The following is a 19,699-nucleotide window of genomic DNA, read 5'->3' on the forward strand; positions in this document are numbered from 1 at the left end:
TCCTCGAGTGAGACGCGGAGCAACTTTAATTTACGCAGATTCAATAAGGTCTGCAACCCCGCAGAAGAAGGATGTGCAATGACAACGGCGCCAGAAGCCCACAGGCCAGCGGGCCGACCGCGCCAGGCGATCCTGTCGCGAGAGCGAATTCTCGCCGCCGCTTTTGAGCTCGCGGACGTGAAAGGTGGCGACTTCACACTCGCTGCACTTGCCCGAAATCTCGAGGTCCGCCCGTCAGCCCTGCACCACTACTTCGCGGGCAAGGACGAGCTCATCGCTGGCATGCGCGGTCAACTCACCCGCCGCGTCGGCGACCATGGCTTTGAATCGCGCCCATGGCACGTCGCGATCGCAGACTGGGCTCGGGCATACCGTGACACCTTCGGGGCGCACCCGGGAATCATCGCCGCTCTTGCGACTATGCCCGTCGACGATGAGCCAGAATCAATCATTGATTATGAGCGAATCGCCGCAGCAATGCGCCGCGACAGCTACCCCGAGAAGCGGATTGTGCCCGCCATCGTTGCGATCGAATCGTTCGTCATCGGCTCAGCGCTCGACTCATTGGCGCCGGCCGACAACCTCCGCCCGGTCAACAACCCCGAGCTTGCTCCAAACCTCACGAGCGCTGAAGAGAGTGCGAGCGCGCACGCCGCAGAGCTTCAGACAACTGTGACAGTCGAGACTTTCGAGTTTGGCCTCAGGGCACTCATTGCGGGGCTTGTCGCGGCTGGAGAGCCAGGCCCTGCTCGTCACTGACGAGCCGCCTCGCCCAAGCGCTTCGTGACCACTGTCGACAGAGCCGTCAACGCGATATGCTTACTCTGTGAACTGAAGTAATGAGCGCAAGGAGGCGCATGTTCAACAGAGACTCATTCCACCGGGACGTCGTGCAGAAGCTCGTGACACCCGTGATCGCGGCTCCGATGTTTCTCATCTCGGGCCCCGATCTCGTCGTCGCAACTTGCCGGGCGGGAGCGATCGGAGCGTTCCCAGCCCCCAACTGCAGAACCCCAGGGCAACTCGACCAGTGGCTGACGGAGATTCGCACCCGTCTTGACGAGGCGCGGACCCAGGGCGAGTCCCCCGCCCCGTGGGCGCTGAACCTCATTACCCACAGCAGCAACGAGCGCCTCTCAGCTGACATCGAACTCCTCGCGAAGCACAAGCCCCCGATCGTGATTACGGCCCTGGGCTCGCCTGCCCCAGTCATCGAGGCAGTCCACGCCTACGGCGGCATAGTCGTCGCTGACGTCGTCAGCATCGCCCTCGCACGAAAAGCGGTCGCTGCCGGCGCCGACGGACTGGCCTGTGTGAGCGCGGGCGCGGGCGGCCACACCGGCCACCTGTCACCCTTCGCATTTGTCTCTGGCGTCAGGGAGTTCTTCAGCGGCCTGGTGATCATCGGCGGAGGTATCGGCGACGGCTGGGGCGTCGCCGGCGCGATCGCCGCTGGAGCTGACCTTGTCTACGTTGGCACGCGGTTCCTCGCCACTGAGGAGAGCATGGCCCCTCGCGCATACAAAGAGATGGTCGTTGAGCACGGGGCCGATGATCTCGTCGTGACAGCAGCCATCACTGGTGCGAACGCCTCGTGGTTGCGGCCGAGCCTTGAAGCCAACGGAATCGACATTTCCAACGCTCACCCAGCTGGTCACGCTCCAAACTACAACGCGGCAGGCAACGTCCAGAGGAGGTGGCGTGACATCTGGGCAGCGGGTCAGGGCATTGAGATCATTGACGCTGTCACACCCGCTGCCGCTGTTGTCGAAACGCTGAGCGCCGAGTACCGAGCCGCGTCCGAGCGTCTGTTCGCGAGAACCGCTGGCCCACAGTCGCGGTAGCCGGAACGGGGCCTTCCCACGAGAAGGCCCCCTTCGCCCCGCAGCGCCCTTCCGCGCGATGACAGGTGGACCGAAGGCTACAGACCGACCGCAGACGCAGCGTTGTCGTCCTCTCGCCAGCGGCGCAGTTCCGCACCGGCAGCCCAGGTCGAGTGGGTGCCGCTCGAGACTCGCTCGGGCAGTTTGAGCTTGCACACCGGCCCATCGCTCACGCGAGCAGCATCGAACACGACGCAGTACGAGGCGTCCGCAGCCATGTCACTGATAATCGTGACAAGATATGCGTCATCTTCGGCTGTACCACCCACCTTCGGAGCGACAGCAGTCTCGCTCCCAAAGACACTATCTCCAAAGCTGTATCTCTCCTCGCTGCCGGTCTTAAGGTCGTGCCGCACGAGGCCGTCGAACAGAAACCACCCTGGCTTCCCTGTCGCCGCATAGGCGTAACGATAGTCATCGGTCTGGAAGTCTCCGTTCATCATGCCAAACTCAGTGATCGTGTCACTCAGCTGCTGCTCACGCACCTTGCCAGTGACAAGGTTGAGTCGCCAACGGTGGAGCCGCGCCTGCATCCGATCAAGGGCGAGGAACCTAAATGCGCGTTCCCACTTGCTCCCCTGACCCGTGTCCTTCGGTTCTGGGTCCCCCTGGAAGAACCCGTCAATGACAATCTCATCGCCTTCTTCGTAGGCATTGACAAAGTGCAGCACGTAGGTTGCCTCGGCCTCAAACCACCGGATGTCGCTCGTTTGTCCGCGCCGCGGGATGACGCCAAATCGGCTCGGCATGTCCCGGTGAAACCGGGCCGCATGGTGACCGTGCTTGAGCGCCTCCTCGTCCCAGAACAGCGGAAAATCGTTCAGGATCGCGTAGTTCTCGGTAAACGCCATGTCGTGCGGCAGCCTCGCTCCCGGCAGCGGCACGTCGACGTAGTGCACGAGGTCATTCTGCTGATCCACCACGCCGTAGTGCATGTAGGGCGCTTCCTTGCTGTAGTTGAAGAACAGCATCTCCCCTGTCCTGTCATCGACCTTGGGGTGCGCGGACACTCCCCACTTGAACGGGAAGGCGCCGTTGAAGTCTTCTTTGCCGCGGGTCTCCGCCGAGAAAGGGTCGAGCCTGTACATGTCACCGCACTGGTAGAAGCTTGTGAGCGCCATCCCACGATGGACCACGACGTCAGTACTCGACGCGTCCTTCATCCTGCCGCGGGCACCCCAGCCATCCTCACGCAACGCGAGCTTCGGGTTCTCGGCGATCCCAGCCCAGAGCGCCTGTCCCGCCTCCTGCTCTGCGAGGTAGCCGTCGGTACGGATCATACGGTTGCGATAGAACGCCGTGCCGTCTCTAAACCCGACAACGTGGATCATGCCGTCACCATCGAACGGGTGATAGTTCTTCAGCGACGGGTGGACAGGGTTTTCAGTGTTGCGCAGGTACACCCCGTCGAGGTCGTGTGGAATCTCACCTGAGACGACCTCCAAGTCGTCTGTTTTCCACTCCGTTGTTTGCGGCCGCCACGGGCCGGTTCGGTAGGGGTGGTCATCCTCCTCCGGAAGTGTCGAGAGCAGTCGTCCAACAATTTCAACGTCCATGGTGTTTCCTCTTTCTTGACCTGGGGTGTACAAGCAGTTGATCTAGCGGCCGGGAGCAGCTTCGACAACGAACGAAACGGTTGTCGATGTTGAGCCGCCAAAATTCAGAGTCGCGAAGCGCTCGGCTCCCTCTACTTGCGTCTCGCCAGCGGCACCTGCCACTTGTTTTCCGGCATCGAATAGCATCCGAATCCCCGTTGCCCCAACGGGATGTCCCCCGCCGATGAGACCGCCGCTTGGGTTGATTGGAAACCGCCCGCCGAGCTCAATCGAGCCATCCTCAATCGCGCGCCAGGACTCACCGGGGGCGGTGAGTCCAATGTGATCAATTGCGACGTATTCGCTTGCTGAAAAACAGTCATGGGTTTCGAGGCCGTGCAACATCGTGAGGTCGACACCGGCCCGGCCAAACGCGTCGTCAACGGCGCGTTTGAGATGCGGAAACACATAGGGCTCCCCCGCGCTCTTCTCGAACTTTTGCTTCAGTCCGAGCCCAGCCGTGCGGTGGCCCCAGCCGGCGATCCGGGCGAGGGGCCGCGCCCTTGGGTGATCGCGCAAGTAGGCGTCACTCACGAGCACGACTCCGGCTCCGCCGTCTGTCATCTGACTGCAGTCGTAGCGCCGCAGACGCCCCTCGACTGGTGGATTGAGCTCGTCGTCGGTACCGTGAGCTAGAAGGTCTGGCACGTCCCAGCCGCGTGTTTGCGCAAGTGGGTTGCGTTTTGCATTGCCGAGGTTGAGCTGCGAGATGGCGCGCAGGTGTGCGTCGTCGAGCCCGAACCTCCGATCGTATTCGTCAGCCACAGCCGCGAACATAAATGGCCACATGAATGTGGCTTCTTCGCCCTCATGCCCCGTCCATGCCGCGGTTCCCATGAACGCGGCGCCTTGCGCACCTAAGACTGTTTTCTCGACTTCCACCCCCACAACGAGGGCGACGTCATAGTTTCCCGCACGAAGGTCAGCAATCGCGGCGAGCGCGGCGACGCTTCCCGAGGCACACGCAGCCTCGTGGCGCGATGCCGGCACACCCCAGAGTGACTCTCCCACTGTCGCTGGCATTGCGCCGAGCTGCGCTTGGTCGGCGAAAAGCTCCCCAAACGCGTTGCCGACGTGCACTACGCCGACTTCTTCAGCGTCAACTTTGGCGCCTTCGAGCGCCCCGTCGGTCACCTCCGCGGTGAGCTCGGCAAGGCCGCGACCCTCGCGACTCAGGTTTCGGGCGAAGTCGCTCTGGTACCCGCCAAGTACCCACACGTTGTTCCCTGGCATTCGACGCTCCTTTCAAATCAGGACTCAATAACTTCAATTAACAGAGCTTTCAACGACTGCATACACATGCCTCAATGTGCCGCCCCCGCTCCGTGCGCTACCCGAACGCCTCCACGACAACCGCGGTCGCGAGACCAAGCGCGGCTGGGATCACGAGGAGTCCGTAGCCACCCCCGACCGCTCCGAGCCGTTCAATCGCAGTCGCGAGCAGGATCCCACCGCTCGCCCCAAGGGGGTGACCAAGCGCTAGCGCCCCGCCATGCGCGTTGACGAGGTCGGGGGCTATGCCGAGCTGACGCCCCAGCAACACTGGAGTAACTGCGAACGACTCGTTGAGTTCGGCCACTGCAATGTCACCGACGCCCAGTTCTGCGCGGGCGAGAGCTTTCCTGGCTGCGTGTTCACCGGCCCACAGGCCCGGCGAACGCACCGCGGCATGCGCCCAAGAGACGATCCGCCCCCGCGGTTTCAACCCGGCGGCATGGCCCCCCGCAGCGGTTCCGAGCAGCACTGCAGAGGCCGCGTCAGCGAGCTGCGGCGCCGTCGCAACCGTGTGGCGACCGGCGGGTGCGCTTTCGAGACCTTCAAACGCGAACCGCGAGAGGGCGCGTTCCCAGGTCGGGTCTGATCCACAGAGCGCGGGAAGCTCAGCTAGTGCCGCCGCGCTCAGTCCGGGTCGCGCACCTTCGTCGCGCCCAAGCAAGGTCTCGCCATCGCGCTCGACTGCGACAACCGATGCTGGGACGCTCGCGGTGAGCGACAGCGCGTGCGAGCGGACGGCCCAATCGTCGAGTTCAGCGCGTGAAATACCGAATCGCGCGGCCATAAAATCGGCGGCCACACCAATCGTCACAAATCCGGTCGCGTCTGCGAGATCCTCGTCGAGCGCGAACGCCGGGTTGTCGGCAAACATCGGCGTTCGCGACATCGATTCGGCTCCGCCAGCCACAACAAGCTCGCCGCCTCCGCTCAACACCTGCGCAGCGCCAGACGCAATCGCGTCAAGGCCCGAACAGCACATTCGAGACACCACCCCGCCACTGACTGAGTCAGGCCAGTCGGCCGCTGAGATTGCGACACGCGCAAGGTCAGCCCCCTGTTCCCCCACAGGGGTGCTGACACCGACGATGACGTCGTCGACAAGTTCGGCGGGCAGCCCTCGGCGCGACAGCTCTGTGAGCAGGCCGGCGAGCAGCTCATAGGAAGGAACGTCCGAGAGCGTTCCACCCTCGCGACGCACACGTCCACGCGGCGTTCGCACCGCGTCGAAGATCAGAGCATCCCGAACCATAGTCACCTCCTGTCGCTCACGCCTCCGCTATACGGCCGCAAGTCGAAGCTCTCGCTTCAACACCTTTCCAACTGGGTTGCGCGGGAGCGCATCGATTACCGCAAGTCGTTCGGGGAGCTTGAACGACGCAATCTTGCGCGCACGAAGAAACTCGACTAGTTCGTCGAGTGAGAGCTCGGCTCCCGGTCGGAGCACGACAATCGCAGCGACGCGCTCACCAAGCATCTCGTCGGGGTCACCGACGACAGCAACCTCAAGAACTGCCGGATGCTCGGTGATCAGCTGTTCGAGGGAAGCCGGAGCGATGTTCATGCCGCCGCGAATGATGAGGTCTTTCGCTCGATCCACGTATCGCAGAAACTGGTTACGCTCGCCCGCAATTTCAAAGACATCGCCTGTCTTCAGGTACCCCTCCTCATCAAAGGGGTTCGCGAGGCTGTCAGCCTTCACGTAGCGCCCGAAGAGCTGCGGGCCGCTGATGTGCAGCTCACCTGGGCGCCCGCTCTCAGTGATTACTTGCCCGGTCTCGAGGTCGACAAGCTTGTGGTGCACCCACGTTGACACGCGCGACGCCCACGTTGTGCCCTCGGCACCGTACCTCGGGAAGTAGTTCGCCCGCTCGTCGGGGTCGGGAAAATCCTCACCACTCGACAGCAACGACACTCCCTCGTTCGAGCCGAAGAAGTTGATAACTCGCAATCCAAACCGCTCCTGCCACCCACGCACCATCGCCGGCTGCAGTGGTGCAGACCCTGACCCGATGCGGGTGAGGCTCGATAGATCAACTTTGGCGAGGAGCTCATCGTTGTTCAGCAGCATCCAGAGCAACGCAGGTGGCAGAATCGTGCAGGTCACTCGCTCAGTGGCGACCTGCGCGAAGAACGTGGGCCCGTCAAAAGGGTGGTGCTGCACGAGCACGCAGCCGGTCCTCAGCCACGGCAACAGGAATCCACAGACCCCCGCCATATTGATCAGCGGAAACGGGTTCAAGAGCACGTCGTCAGCACCGAGCTCCTGCAGCTCGCCGGCACCTCCCTGATCGCGGGAGCCAGCCGCTTTCAGGGCGTCGATCACGGCCCAGCTAAAGCTCAACCAGTCGTAGTGCGCACGCATCACCCCCTTGGGCTGCCCTTCGGTACCCGAGGTCCAACAGATCGTCACGCACTCATTCGGATCGTTCGGGCGCGATGCTCGGAAACCCTCGATTGCTACCGCTTCGTCCGCATCCGCCGGCTGCGGAGCGAGACGTACGATTCCGGGGATCGCCGGAACTTCAGCGCGACCGATACTGAACACAACACGTAGAGACGGTACGGCTTCACGCAGTTGAGAGATCTCCTCGGCCATACGCCGGTCCCCAAAGCTGTCCCCACACACGTATGCATCAAACGCCGCGTCGTTCGCGGCGTTAGTGACCTCAAATTCCCGGTACTGCATCGCGAGGGGCGAGACGATTGCACCGATGGTCCACGCGGCGAGATAGACCTCAAGCTGTTCGATACTGTTCGGAAGCTGCATGCCGATCACATCACCCGACTGCACTCCATGTTCGAGAAACCGCGCCGCGAGCCAGGCAACCTCGGCACCGACCTCACCCCAGGTGAGCCGACGCGGCGCCTCACCGTCGAGGGACACCCGATTGAGCGGGTCGACAACGGCGAGTTCCGCCGAGCGTTCTTCGACCTGCCGCCAGAAGAGTCCGTCAATCGTTTCGCTTGTCCACCAGCCTCTCGATACAAAATCGTCGACGCGTGATTGTTCATGCAGTCCGCCTGCGAGTGTGTTCATCGGTGGCCTCCTTGCCGGTCCGGTAGCGCTCGTACGGGGCGCGAAGACGCCGATGTCCGCGAACCCTTGAACGAGAGGTTACTGCAGTTAACAGAGTGAGGCAAGGGTTTACATAAATCACCGCGCAGGTCCATCCCTCTAGTACGCGCCGCACCCCTGGCGGTAACCTAAAGCCATGACCCACACGGCCAGCAGTAGTGCTTCGAAATCGGGAACGCTCGAGCCAAACAGCCTGGGTGTCACTTTCGGTCTGCTCGGCGACGAATGGACTTTGCTTCTGCTCCGTGTGGCGCTCTCAGGCGCGACGCGATACTCAGATTTTCGCGATCGCATGCCAATATCTCACGCGGTGCTCAGCGGAAGGCTTGAACGGCTCGTCGACGAGGGCCTCCTCGAGCGCCACATCTATCAAGCCCGGCCAGCGCGGTCGGAGTACCTTCTCACCCCCAAGGGTTCCTCGATTTGGCAGCTTCTACTCGCAATCTGGACGTGGGAGCGCAGGTGGGTGACTTCACACAGCTATGCAACTCCCCCGATCCGCCACTTGACGTGCGGCAAGGAAATGTCACCTATCTACTGCTGCCATTCATGCGGCGAAGAAGCCTGCCCCGAGAACGTTTCCCTGTCATGGGGCCCCGCCGGAGGCTGGGCCCGGTCAACTCCAGGCGCACAGACTCGTCGGCGCGCCACTCGCGGAGGGCGGACCGAGTCGTCAGCGTTCTACCCCGACACAATGACTGTCTTTGGCAATCGGTGGTCAGCGGTCATCGTTGCCGCAGCGTTCGCAGGCGTGCGCAGGTTCCGCGACTTCGAGGCGTTCCTCGGGCCACCACCGATCGTGCTGAGCGAGCGGCTTGCAGCACTTTGCGACCGCGAGATCCTCGAACAGGTACAGCTGACGGATAGGCCGGACTGGTCGGAGTACCGTCTCACACGAAAGGGTAGCGACCTGTTCCCCGTGCTTGCTGTGGTAGTTGACTGGTCCGAGCGGTGGCGCAGCCCAGCAGACGACGCGGTATTGAAGCGCACTCACAAAACGTGTGGCGACGAGTTCCGTGGCGTGTTTGTGTGCGACCATTGCCGAGCCACCGTTCGTGGTCATGAGGTCGACCTGTCTGGCGCCTAGCTCCAGGTGTCCTCCCCGCCCTTCGAGCAGGAAGCCTGGCGGCCGGACAGCGTAGCTGCGCTCGGCCCGCGATACTCGGGCCAAGCGCAGCGGACCGCAGCTCCGCGATGTCTACGCGACCGAGCGCTGCTCGGCTTCTGCCTCACGCACAAACAGGGCCACGATCGCGCCGAGCGAGGCGATCACACCGCCGATGATGAACGCGACACGCGTGCCGTGAGCGAGCGCCTCAGCGTCAACCGCGGCCGGGTCGCCCCCTGCCCAGGACACCGAGATGAGGGTCATCACGGTGACGAAGAGCGCCGTGCCTGCAGCACCGGCGACCTGCTGCACCGTCGAGAGCATCGCACTACCGTGGGAGGCGAGCTCGACTGGTAGCGATCCGAGCGAGACAGAGAACAGCGGCGTAAACACTCCAGCGAGTCCGACGCTGAGCACGAGGTGGGTTGCAAGTACTTGCCAGACTGTCGTTGTTTCAGTGAACAGTCCCATGCTGAGCAGTGCGAGGGCCGTGATGATCGTGCCTGGGATGAGCATCGGCCTGATGCCCTTGGCGTCAATGATTCGCCCGACGACCGGGCCAAGCAGGCCCATGAGCAGGCCGCCTGGCAGCAAGAGCAAGCCTGTCTGCAGCGGCGTAAGTCCCAGCACATTCTGCGCGTAGATCGGCACGAGGATGAGCGAACCGAACAGCGCCATCGCCGCACAGGCGATCAGGATCACGGAGAGCGCGTACGGGCGGCTCTTGAAGGTCCGCAGGTCGAGTAGCGCCCTGTCAGCGCGCTGCAGTGCGAGCTGGCGCCAGATGAAGAGCGCGAGCGCGACCGCACCGACCCCTGCTGGGATCGCTGGCGGAACAAGCGCGTTTCCGTTCGCAGCACTGCCGATCTCGCTCAGCCCGAATACGAGCCCACCAAAGCCCAGCACCGACAACGCTACGGAGAGCACGTCAATCGTGGTGCGCTTCCGCACGCCAACGTTTGGCATCCTCGCCCCGCCCAACACGAGCGCGACGACAGCAATTGGAAGCACGATGAGGAAGAGCCAACGCCAGCTCAGCACCTCGAGGATCATGCCCGAAACTGTCGGGCCGAGCGCTGGCGCGACAGACATCACAATGGAGATTCGGCCCATGATTCGCCCGCGCTGGCCTGCGGGAACGAGCGTCACGACCGTGGTCATCAGCAGCGGCATCATGATCGCCGTGCCACAGGCCTGGACGACGCGGCCGACAAGAAGCATCGAGAGGCCGGGCGCGAGCGCGGCGACGAGTGTGCCGACGCTGAAGAGCGACATTGCGGCAATAAAGAGCGCCCGCGTTGGTACTCGCTGAATAAGCATGCCCGTGATCGGGATCACGACACTCATGGTGAGCAAGAACGCGGTCGTCAGCCACTGTCCTTCCGACGCGGAGATGCCGAGGGTATGCATGAGTTCTGGGAGCGCAACGCCCATGATCGTCTCGTTGAGGATCACGACGAACGCCGATCCGAGGAGAAGCCAGATTGCAAGGCGCTCGCGTGGACCGAATGCACGCTCTGCGGGGTCGTGAGGTTCGGTGAATTCTGAAGCGTCGTCTGAAGTTGGCATAGGAGGGATATTCTACGCCCGTTGCGGCCACCGAACACACCCACAGAGACTCAAATGCGGGCGAACAGTTGGTATCTCAGAGCATCGCACCCCATCGCAGTGCCCGCGAGCCCTAAAAACCAGTGTTCCCGCTAGGGACCCAGTAGGCGCCTAGCGTTCGGCGCAGGCCGCTCCGGCATCGGCCGGAAGCCCGAGCGCGGCGCGCGTATCTGCAGCCGCGCCAGCGATCGTTCCGCCGCCCTCCCATGAGTACCCGGCGATTGCGTCGGCGTCGAGCCCAGCGACCTCCGCTGCCTGCTGCGCGTCAGCCTCAAGTGTCTCGGCGACTGCGGCAACCGCCGCCTCGGCTTTGTCGGGCCATGCGACAGCCGGATCAGTGAGGCGTTCCGCAGCGGCAGCCGAGCTCTTCTGCAGCGTCTCAAGTTCGACAATAATGGGGCCGGTGTCAGCCGAATCACCGCGGGCGACGGCCAGGCGGAGCCGGTCGAGCGCTGCGTCAACGTTGTCCCAGACCTGGTTCACTGGGCACACCGCATCGAGATAGCGGGCCCCTGCGGCCGACACTGTCAGCTCCTCGGGCTCGGGTTCCGGGGCCGAACATCCCGTGAGCGCGAGCACAGCGACGACCGCCGCCCCTAGAAGAAATCTTGCTCGCACCCTTTCAGGATAACGGGGTTAAGCTACGAGCATGGCGAGATACCTGACTGAGGCAGACGCGGCTGAGGCCGGCATTACGATCACCCATGAGCCCGAGGCGCAGCGGTTCGCGATCTATCGCGCGGACGAGTCTGGCCCGAAACTCGTTGGCGAGGCTCACTATTCGTTCCCGCGCGAGGGTGTCGTCGATTTCGACCACACCCTTGTCGATGACTCGCTGCGAGGCACCGGGCTCTCTGGCCTTCTTGCCAGGCGCGCCCTCAGCTCGGAAGTCGCGCAGGCACACACCGTCGAGGCGTCGTGCTGGTTCATCGAGGGCTACCTCGCGAAGCACCCCGAACTACTCAACACGTCTGAGTAACGGAGCCGGCTACTTCGAGCTCTTGAGCCTGATCCGGTCCTTGAGGCTCGCTTTCGGGCTCTGCTGCTTGATGAGCGACGTGAGATCCTTCTCGATGAGCTGCTGAATGCGCTCGTCGCGATGGTCCTTGTAGTCATCGTCGTGCCCACCGCTGTAGTACGGATGGCTCGCGCGCTCTTTGAGCGAGTCGCCAATCTCAGACCACGCGAGCCCGCGCGCCCGCTCGACGGTCGCCCGCAGGTACTCATCGTTTTCGGTTCGAGCCCGAAGCTCGGCCGCGACCTGCTCGTACACCTCTTGCCGGTGCCGCAGCGTGCGGCTGTCGCTGTTGCCGTACTCGGTCTCACTCCACGAGCTGCGGCCTGTGTCTTTGATCTCACCCCTGACCCGCGAGATATGTCTCGCGTCGCGCTCGCGCTCGGCGGCGAGCTCGTTCAGCGAGTCACGTACCATCTCAAAGATCTGGGCCTCGTCGTAGTCCGCGTGTTCTTTGAGCGCGTTCATAATGATCGCGTTCTTCACGGTCATGCGCACGGCGACGTCGGCAACGAGCAGGCCCTGCTCAACAATTTCTTCAACGGGTGCGAGCACGCGCTTCGGGAGGCGGCGCGGCGGCTGCGCCTGCCGCTTACGCTTGGAAAACCAGCCCAACTCCGCCTCCTCTCAAGACACTTTTCCTATTATCTCGTATCGCCGTGCGCGGGGAAGCATTCCTTTACGAAACGTATCAGTGAGGGGTGCCCCAATTGGCACAGCCAAAGCACGCCTGTGGCGGCATGCCTCACACGAGGGGTGAGGCCCAGACCGAATCTGAGGCGGCCTTGCCGAGCAGCACATGCGTGCCCGATCCGTTCACCTCGACAGCTGTCGTCTCGGAGTACGGCTCGCCCTCGAGCAACGCAAGTTCGGCGTCGACGATGATGCCGCGGGACGCGAAGTACTGGAGCATCTCTGGGTCGGCGTCAGAGATCCGCTCGACGCGCACACGGCACGGCGCGGCGATGTCGGTAAGCAACTGGGCCGCTGGCCTGTGTACGAGGCCGTCCGCGCTCGGGATCGGGTCGCCATGCGGGTCTCGGGTCGGGTAGTCGAGTACGCGGTCGATCCGATTCACCATCTCGTCGGAGACTGCGTGCTCGAGCCTGTCGGCCTCGTCGTGCACCTCGTCCCACGAGTAGTCGAGCACGCGAACGAGGAAGGTCTCGAGGAGCCGGTGCCTGCGAGTCATGACGACGGCGAGCTCACGCCCCTCGTCGGTGAGGGTGACGGTGCCGTAGCGCTGGTGGTCGATGAGACCGGAGTCGGCGAGCTTACGAAGCGCATCAGACACTGTGGAGAGACGCACCCCAGCCGACTCTGCGATCGCCGAATTCGTAATCGGGGTATCTGACCATTCGGCCAGGCTCCAGATCACTTTGAGGTAGTTCTGCATACTCGCAGTGATGTTGTCAACGCTCACCCGACAAGCGTACCGCGTCACGTTCGAGCACCCACAGGCTGATGTGCGATAAGCGCCGCCCCCTTTCGGTGCCGCCTGGCGGCTAGGCTTCCCTCAACACCGCGGCGAGCGAGCGCAGCGCCTCGTCAAATGCGACATCGTCTGGCCCGCCGAGCCCGATCACGAGCCCAGCCATTCCCGCGCCGTTGCGCTGCCAATATCCGCCGAGTGGTTCAGCGCCGAGCCCGGCTCTGCGGGTGAGCCGTACAACCGCCTCCTCCCTGTCCCGCAGGTCCGCGGGGTCTTGCCCAACGAACTCGATGACTGCGTGCAGACCGCCGTCCATCGGCCTGACGCGCACCCCGTGTGTCCCGGCGAGCCGCTCCGAAACAAGGTCACGGCGCTCGGCGTAGCGGCGAAGCAAGCGAGCGGTGTGCCTGCGCAGCTCCCCCGTTGCGAGGTAGTGCGCGAGGGCGACCTGCACGACCGACGACACGGGGCCGCCGAGTTCTCTGCGCACCGGTTCAACAAGCGCGCGGATCCCTGCGGGGGCAAGCATGTAGCCAGCAGACAACGATGGCGCGACGGTGCGGGAGAACGTACCAAGCAGCACGACTGAGCCGGCCACGTCGTCGTCAAGAGCGGCGAGCGTCGGGAGCGGGCTGCCTGTAAAGCGAAGCTCTGAGTCGAAGTCGTCTTCAACGACCACAACGCCGCCCCGCCCCGCCCAGTCGAGCAGCTCTCGCCTGCGGACCAGCGGAAGGGAGCCGCCGAGCGGGTACTGGTGGCTCGGCGTGACGATGACGAGGTCGAGCACACCCTCGGGGAGGCGCGCGGTGTCGAGCCCCGCGCTATCTGTAGGGAGTGCGACGATGCGGGCGCCGTGGCGGGCAGCGACGCCGCGCAGCGAGGGCAGACCGGGATCTTCGACGCCCACAACAAGGCCGCGCCCGCGCGTCGTGCCGAGTGCGGTGAGCAGCAGGCCCAGCCCCTCGCGTGTACCTGCGGTCACAATGACGTCTCCCGCGGACCGCGCCGTGGCGCGCATTCTGCGCAGGTGGTCTGCGATTTCGGCGCGCAGCCTGTCGTCTCCGAGCGCCGGGGCGACGACGTGGGCCCGAGCCGCCGCTTCCCGCCAGGCAGCACGCCACGCCGGGCTGTTGATCGCGCTCGGGATCGGCTCGCCTGGAGCGAGCGGGGCGCGGCCGAGCACTCCGTCGTCCGCGCCAGGGGTGCCGGTGGCATTCCGATTGCTTGAAACGCCGGGCGCCGATCCGGATCTCGCGCCTTGCGCGTCGCTTCGCCCGCCAGCGGGGGCAGACATGCGTTCAAGCTGCGGGTTCACGGCGGTGCCGCGCCCGTGAGTCGCGACGAGGTAGCCCTCTGCGATGAGCTGCTCGTAGGACGCGACGACGACGCCGCGCGCCACGCCGATTCGGCGGGCGAGCTCACGGGTCGCCGGAACTGCCTCTGCAGGCCGCAGCGTCCCAGCGTCGATTGCCTCGCGAAGCGCGGCCGCGAGCTGCACAGGCAGTGGCGTCTCGAGTTCGCGGTCGAGCTCAACGGGGACCTCCCTGGGGGCCCCTCGCGGGGGCCGCCCACGGCCGCCCGGTCGAGCTGACCGATCGTGCTCCACTGTCATTCCACTAGGGTAGCTCGGCCGCGCGGCCCAGATCGCGTCGCAGCCAGCTCCCGCCCGCTACAGGCCGAGGCCAGACTGCCCAGCGTCGTGGGGCGCAAGGATCGCGGCGATCTCGTCACGGTTGACGTCCTCGACTCGCGCGGGCACCCACTTCGGGTTGCGGTCTTTGTCGACGAGCTGCGCACGCACGCCCTCAGCGAAGTTTGGCAACACAGCGAGCCTGGGCACGATGCGGTAATCGTCTTCCAGTACCTCGGCGACGGTGAGACCCTCGGCCCTCGTCCGCGCAATCTGCGCGACGCTCACGACGAGCGAGACCGGACACATGCCGCGAACGAGTGCCGCGGTCTCGGCCGCGATGGGCAGCGGGCTCGCCTCAAGCGCCTGAATCAGTGCCACGGTCGCTCCGACAGGGTCCGCCACCGCGTCGACGCTCGTGAGCGCCGCGTCGGCGATGGGATCAAACCATTCGCGCACGGCCAGGAGCGGCGCGTCGGGTACCGGCTCGGCAAACTCGGCGAGCGTCGCAGCCGGATCGCCGCTTGCGGCAAGCGCAGCCCGCAGGTCGTCAAGCCTGTCGCTGCGAACGAGGGTGTCTGCAAATCCAAGCGCGATCGCATCGGCAGGACCCATCTCGTTCGCGGTGATCGCGAGGTACTCGCCGAGCCTTCCCGGCGCCCGCGCAAGCAGGAAGTGTCCGCCGACGTCGGGCATGATCCCAATGCGCGCTTCGGGCATCGCAAGCTTCGAGCGTTCGGTGACCACGCGGAACGCGGCGTGGCCGCCAAGCCCGATGCCGCCGCCCATTGCGATGCCGTCCATGAGCGCGACAACAGGGACAGGGGACGCGCTGATGCGGTTGTCCACCCGGTACTCGGCGCCGAACAGCGCCCTCGGGTCGCCGCCAAATGCGATCTGTTTGATGTCCCCACCCCCGCAGAAGCCACGCTCCCCCGCGCCGTCAAGCACGATGGCGGCAGAGCCTGCGGCTGCGTCAAGCGCGGCGTCAAGCCCTGCAAACATCTCGGTGTTGAGTGCGTTGATCGCCCTCGGACGGTTGAGCGTCACTCGCGTGACCGCGCCTTCGCGGGCAACAAGGATGAGCGGTTCAGAAACTTCAGCGTTCATATCGCCACGGTAGCAGCCCAGTATCTGCGGCGCACGGCGGCCCGCGTTCGCTAGGCTCAGTGTCGTGTTCGACAACCGTTACGACAACGACCCCATCGCCCGGATGAAGCCACGCCGCGGGCCAGTAGAGCGCGCCGAGGTGGAGCTTACGAAGGGTCTCGTCGTCGAGCACAGCCTGACCGAGTTCTGCGGCGCAGTCGTTGACGCTCGCGACGGCGTGCTGAAGCTTGAAGACTTCGATGGCGCGGTGCGCGGGTTTCCGCTGTCAGACGCGTTCCTCGTCGATGGCAAGCCCGTGAAGTTTGTTCCGCCGAAGAAGTCCCAAGCGCGCCGGCGCACCGCGTCTGGATCGTTCGCGGCGCCGCTCGAGCGGGCCCGTGTCGCAATGCCGAGCCGAATTTTTGTCGAGGGCAAGCATGACGCCGAGCTCGTTGAGCAGGTCTGGGGCGACGACCTGCGTATTGAGGGAATCGTTGTCGAGCTACTCGACGGCGCAGATCATCTCGAGCAGGTGCTCGCCGAGTTCAAGCCGGGCCCGGGGCGCCGAGCGGGCGTGCTGCTTGACCACCTTGTCACGGGCTCGAAAGAGACGAGGATCGCAGAGGCCATCGCGCGAGGGCCGCACGGAGAACACGTCAGAATCGTTGGTCACCCCTACATCGATATCTGGGAGGCGGTGAAGCCCGAACGGCTTGGGCTCACCGTGTGGCCGAAGATTCCGCGCGGCATTGACTGGAAGACGGGCATCTGCCGCGCGCTCGGGTGGCCGTCTGAAGACCTCGCCGACACGGCCGAAGCGTGGCAGCGAATCAGGGGCAGAGTGCGAAACTTCCGCGACCTCGAGCCCCAGCTCGTCGGCCGCGTCGAGGAACTCATCGATTTTGTATCTGTCGGGCACTGACTCAGCTACACCGGCGTAGGCTGAGGGAATCACATAGCTAAGGGTGGGTGCGATGGCTGAGCCGACCAAATCGATCTTTTTGTTGATGCCCGAATGGCAGGGCTCCTCGTCCTCGCGCGCGATGCTGATCACTGACGGTGCGGCACACCTCAGGGAGGACCTGCCGCCAGCGGCGCGCTTCGACGTTGCCGTGCCGCAGCAGGCGGGCGATGCGCTCGGGACGCCAGTCGCACGATTGAGCTCGGTTGTCGCTGCCCGCGACGCGGCCCGCGAGATCTTGCGCACGGCAGAGGAGCCAGCAATCACGCTCGGCGGCGATTGCGCCTCAACGCTCGCCGGCCTCGACCGCGCAGTCGAGCGCGACCCTGACGTCGCCGTGATCTGGTTCGATGCGCACCCAGATCTGCAGCATCCGAGCACGTCGCCCTCTGGCGCCGCCTCAGGGATGGCGCTGAGGCACGCGCTCGGCCTCGGCATAGCGGACCTGAACGCCACGCATCCTGTCGCGCCGAGCCGCGTGCTTCTTGTTGGCGCGCGCGAGGTCGATCCTGAAGAAATGCATGCGATCGACGAGCTCGGCATCCGCCGCCTCGCAGCTTCGTCCGAGGGCCCCGCCGAGGCAGTGAGCGGCTGGCTCGCCGAGGTTGGGGCGACGAGCGTCTACGTACACATCGACCTCGATGTACTTGACCCTGCCGAGTTCTCGGCCGTGCACTCCCCCGTGCCGTTCGGCCTCGCAGTCGCCGATCTCGCCGCTGCCGTGCGCGCTGCCGTCGCCGAGGCGTCACTCGCGGGTGCCGCGATCTGCGAGTTCGCGCCAGCCACTTCAGACATCGCCTCAGACGACTCTCCGACGGTCTTGCGCTTGCTCGCCGCCCTCGTGTCAGGCGGCAGCAAGTGACAGGTGACGCCCAAGAGGCGGTTTCGCGCCCGAGCGCGCGGCGCAATCTCCCGTTCGCATGGTTCGGGTACGCCTACGCCACTGCCGTCGGCTTCATTTGGGGCAGCATCTGGTCGACGGGAGCCGTCGAGCGCATCGACGGGCTGTGGGTGTTTCGTGGCATGCCGCGCTGGACGTTTGGCAGAGGCGGCAGCTGCGTCGGGGCTTGCTATCTCACCGACGCGAATGTCAGCCCAGCAATCCTCAGGCACGAGCAGGTCCACCGCAGTCAGTGGCGCCGCTATGGCCTCGCGATGCCACTGCTGTACTTCCTCGCCGGCCGCGACCCGCTCGTCAACAGGTTCGAGGTCGAGGCGGGGCTTCGCGACGGCGGTTACATCCGCTAGCCTCCGCGGGCAGGAACCGACCGCGCGGTTCGTAACAACACTGCAACAAGGTCGTCGTCGCTACGCAACTTCGAGTGCGCCCAGCGTAGTCTCGATCCTCGACACCCGCGCAGCGAAGCGCAGGCGTTCAGTGCGCACCACGCCCGCGCTGATCCCGTCTGCGTTCGCCATGAGCTAACGCAGGCTCCCATACAGCCCTATCTGCAGAGCAGATCGACCCGAGGAGTCACCGTGAGTGAGTCGAACCCGCAGTCGCCGACGTACACGAAGCGCACGCGCTCAAAGACGCCCATCGTCATCGGCGTCATCATCCTTGTCGGCCTTATCGCCGCCGTCGCCGCGTACTTCGCACTCACCCGCCCGACTGCCGACGGCGATTCGCGAAAAGAGCTCGCTGTCGGGCTGGTTCTCGAGCCGACGAGCCTCGATGTGAGAAACGACGCAGGCGTCGCAACCGGCCAGGTCCTCATCGACAACGTCTACCAGGGCCTCGTTGGCATCGAGGCAGGCAGCATCGCCGACATCGTTCCTGTTCTCGCGACAGAGATGCCCGAGGTCAGCTCTGATGGGCTCGAATACACGTTCACGCTGCGCTCGGGCGTCACCTTCCACTCGGGTGCCGAACTCACTGCCGACGACGTTGTCTCCTCGCTTTCGACGGCACTCACGACCGACTCGGTCGGGTTCGCCGCGAACGTCGAGAAGGTCGACGCCAACACCGTGAGCATCGTGCTCGAACAGCCAAACTCGCGGCTGCTTTGGGAGCTCGCAGGCTCGGCCGGCGTCATTCTCGAAGGCGGTTCGACCGACGGCCTCCAAAACTCTGCCAACGGCACCGGCCCGTTCACGTTCACCAGGTGGAAGCAGGGCGACAGCATCACGCTTGACAAGTACGCTGACTACTGGGGCGAGCCAGCACTCGTAGACCGCGCAACTTTCAGGTTCTTCCCCGAGGGCCGCGCCGCAGTGAACGCGTTGAAGGACGGCGACATTGACGTGCACACGGCCCTGCTCTCGCCGCTACGCGCCGAGTTCGAGGGCAACGCGAACTTCGAGATGGTTCGTGCAGACAGCGCCGATGTCTTTACGCTCGCGTACAACAGCGCCCGTGCCCCCTTCGACGACCCGCGTGTGCGCAAGGCGCTCAGCATGGCAATCAACGGCGAAGCCCTGGTCGCGTCGCAAAACGGCGACGCTGTGCAGCTCGGCAGCCCCATCACAAAGCTTGAGCCCGGATATGTCGATCTCACCAATGTGAACGCCTACGACCCCGAGGCTGCGCGTGCGCTCCTCGCAGAGGCCGGCCAGTCCAACCTCAGCCTCACAATCACGTCGCCGAACTTCTACGACACCGCAGCGCTCGACATGGTGACAAGCCAGCTCGCCGAGGTCGGCGTTTCGGCAAAGGTGAAACCTGTTGAGTTCCCGACGTGGTTGAACGACGTCTACTCGAACCACGACTTTGACCTCAGCTATGTTGATCACGCAGAGGCGCGCGACCTCGGCAACTACGCGAACCCTGACTACTACTTCGGCTATGACAGCCCAGAGGTGCAGCGCCTGTACGCCGAGTCGCTCGCAAGTACCGACGTGGACGCCGAAGCGAAGCTTCTCGAGGACGCAGCTCGCGTTATCGCGGACGACGCTCCCGCGAAGTGGCTCTTCAACTACACCCCAACAAATGTCATCAGCACGAAGGTCACTGGTTTCCCGAGCGTGAACACCAACGCCCGAGTCAGCCTCGCCGGAGTCTCGATCGACGAGTAGCGAGTCTCGACC

Annotated in this window: 18 protein-coding genes; 8 read left to right on the plus strand and 10 right to left on the minus strand. The window is 64.4% G+C overall.

All coding sequences use genetic code 11. The features are described from left to right. Positions 1 to 78 precede the first annotated feature (78 nt). Both ACF07D_RS00640 and ACF07D_RS00645 read left to right on the plus strand, forming a co-directional pair. Positions 79 to 759 carry a TetR/AcrR family transcriptional regulator gene (locus ACF07D_RS00640; protein WP_162921156.1) on the plus strand — a complete coding sequence of 227 codons (681 nt, stop codon included), beginning with the start codon at positions 79 to 81 and terminating at the stop codon, positions 757 to 759. A gap of 98 nt (positions 760 to 857) precedes the next feature. After that, positions 858 to 1,844, plus strand: coding sequence for an NAD(P)H-dependent flavin oxidoreductase (locus ACF07D_RS00645; RefSeq protein WP_391503518.1), 987 nt, complete (start codon positions 858 to 860; stop codon positions 1,842 to 1,844). Positions 1,845 to 1,921: 77 nt separating this feature from the next. On the opposite strand, the gene ACF07D_RS00650 is transcribed toward ACF07D_RS00645, so the two are convergent. The 4 genes from ACF07D_RS00650 to ACF07D_RS00665 all read right to left on the minus strand — a co-directional run bounded on the left by ACF07D_RS00650 (position 1,922) and on the right by ACF07D_RS00665 (position 7,790). Then, positions 1,922 to 3,439: a carotenoid oxygenase family protein gene (locus ACF07D_RS00650; protein ID WP_391503519.1), complete on the minus strand. Its 1,518-nt coding sequence runs from the start codon at positions 3,437 to 3,439 to the stop codon at positions 1,922 to 1,924. A 42-nt stretch (positions 3,440 to 3,481) separates the two neighbouring features. Continuing rightward, positions 3,482 to 4,711 carry an acetyl-CoA acetyltransferase gene (locus ACF07D_RS00655; RefSeq protein WP_391503520.1) on the minus strand — a complete coding sequence of 410 codons (1,230 nt, stop codon included), beginning with the start codon at positions 4,709 to 4,711 and terminating at the stop codon, positions 3,482 to 3,484. 97 nt (positions 4,712 to 4,808) lie between these two features. After that, positions 4,809 to 6,002, minus strand: a complete 1,194-nt coding sequence (locus ACF07D_RS00660) for a thiolase family protein (protein ID WP_391503521.1) — start codon at positions 6,000 to 6,002, stop codon at positions 4,809 to 4,811. 27 nt (positions 6,003 to 6,029) lie between these two features. Continuing rightward, positions 6,030 to 7,790 (minus strand): class I adenylate-forming enzyme family protein, encoded by a 1,761-nt coding sequence (locus ACF07D_RS00665; protein ID WP_391503522.1) that lies wholly within the window; start codon positions 7,788 to 7,790, stop codon positions 6,030 to 6,032. 175 nt (positions 7,791 to 7,965) lie between these two features. Here ACF07D_RS00665 and ACF07D_RS00670 point away from each other — a divergent pair, with 175 nt between their 5' ends. Beyond that, positions 7,966 to 8,916, plus strand: a complete 951-nt coding sequence (locus tag ACF07D_RS00670) for a winged helix-turn-helix transcriptional regulator (protein WP_391503523.1) — start codon at positions 7,966 to 7,968, stop codon at positions 8,914 to 8,916. A gap of 111 nt (positions 8,917 to 9,027) precedes the next feature. On the opposite strand, the gene ACF07D_RS00675 is transcribed toward ACF07D_RS00670, so the two are convergent. Further along, the gene (locus tag ACF07D_RS00675; RefSeq protein ID WP_391503524.1) at positions 9,028 to 10,506 is read right to left on the minus strand and encodes an MDR family MFS transporter; all 1,479 of its coding nucleotides are present in this window, start codon (positions 10,504 to 10,506) and stop codon (positions 9,028 to 9,030) included. Positions 10,507 to 10,656: 150 nt separating this feature from the next. After that, positions 10,657 to 11,163 carry a hypothetical protein gene (locus tag ACF07D_RS00680; RefSeq protein ID WP_391503525.1) on the minus strand — a complete coding sequence of 169 codons (507 nt, stop codon included), beginning with the start codon at positions 11,161 to 11,163 and terminating at the stop codon, positions 10,657 to 10,659. A gap of 31 nt (positions 11,164 to 11,194) precedes the next feature. Here ACF07D_RS00680 and ACF07D_RS00685 point away from each other — a divergent pair, with 31 nt between their 5' ends. Then, positions 11,195 to 11,524, plus strand: a complete 330-nt coding sequence (locus tag ACF07D_RS00685) for a GNAT family N-acetyltransferase (protein WP_391503526.1) — start codon at positions 11,195 to 11,197, stop codon at positions 11,522 to 11,524. Between the two features lie 9 nt (positions 11,525 to 11,533). Here ACF07D_RS00685 and ACF07D_RS00690 read toward each other — a convergent pair whose 3' ends face one another. From ACF07D_RS00690 to ACF07D_RS00705, 4 genes are all read right to left on the minus strand, one after another. Further along, positions 11,534 to 12,175: an asparagine synthase gene (locus ACF07D_RS00690; protein ID WP_119282927.1), complete on the minus strand. Its 642-nt coding sequence runs from the start codon at positions 12,173 to 12,175 to the stop codon at positions 11,534 to 11,536. Between the two features lie 130 nt (positions 12,176 to 12,305). After that, positions 12,306 to 12,983 carry a metal-dependent transcriptional regulator gene (locus ACF07D_RS00695; RefSeq protein WP_119282926.1) on the minus strand — a complete coding sequence of 226 codons (678 nt, stop codon included), beginning with the start codon at positions 12,981 to 12,983 and terminating at the stop codon, positions 12,306 to 12,308. A gap of 82 nt (positions 12,984 to 13,065) precedes the next feature. After that, positions 13,066 to 14,604 carry a PLP-dependent aminotransferase family protein gene (locus ACF07D_RS00700; RefSeq protein WP_391503527.1) on the minus strand — a complete coding sequence of 513 codons (1,539 nt, stop codon included), beginning with the start codon at positions 14,602 to 14,604 and terminating at the stop codon, positions 13,066 to 13,068. Positions 14,605 to 14,661: 57 nt separating this feature from the next. Further along, positions 14,662 to 15,732: an enoyl-CoA hydratase/isomerase family protein gene (locus ACF07D_RS00705; protein ID WP_391503528.1), complete on the minus strand. Its 1,071-nt coding sequence runs from the start codon at positions 15,730 to 15,732 to the stop codon at positions 14,662 to 14,664. 64 nt (positions 15,733 to 15,796) lie between these two features. Between ACF07D_RS00705 and ACF07D_RS00710 the strand changes: the two genes are divergently transcribed. From ACF07D_RS00710 to ACF07D_RS00725, 4 genes are all read left to right on the plus strand, one after another. After that, entirely contained in the window at positions 15,797 to 16,633 is an 837-nt protein-coding gene (locus ACF07D_RS00710; protein WP_391503529.1) for a DUF3097 family protein, read from the plus strand. Positions 16,634 to 16,685: 52 nt separating this feature from the next. Beyond that, complete coding sequence (locus ACF07D_RS00715) at positions 16,686 to 17,534, plus strand: arginase family protein (protein ID WP_119282922.1); 849 nt, start codon at positions 16,686 to 16,688, stop codon at positions 17,532 to 17,534. Continuing rightward, positions 17,531 to 17,920, plus strand: a complete 390-nt coding sequence (locus ACF07D_RS00720; RefSeq protein WP_391503530.1) for a Fe-S oxidoreductase — start codon at positions 17,531 to 17,533, stop codon at positions 17,918 to 17,920. The genes ACF07D_RS00715 and ACF07D_RS00720 overlap by 4 nt, the downstream gene beginning before the upstream one ends. A gap of 231 nt (positions 17,921 to 18,151) precedes the next feature. Then, the gene (locus tag ACF07D_RS00725; protein ID WP_391503531.1) at positions 18,152 to 19,687 is read left to right on the plus strand and encodes an ABC transporter substrate-binding protein; all 1,536 of its coding nucleotides are present in this window, start codon (positions 18,152 to 18,154) and stop codon (positions 19,685 to 19,687) included. Positions 19,688 to 19,699: the final 12 nt, after the last annotated feature.

Origin of the sequence: Leucobacter sp. NPDC015123, from assembly GCF_043080205.1 — a bacterium.
Classification (GTDB): domain Bacteria; phylum Actinomycetota; class Actinomycetes; order Actinomycetales; family Microbacteriaceae; genus Leucobacter; species Leucobacter aridicollis_A.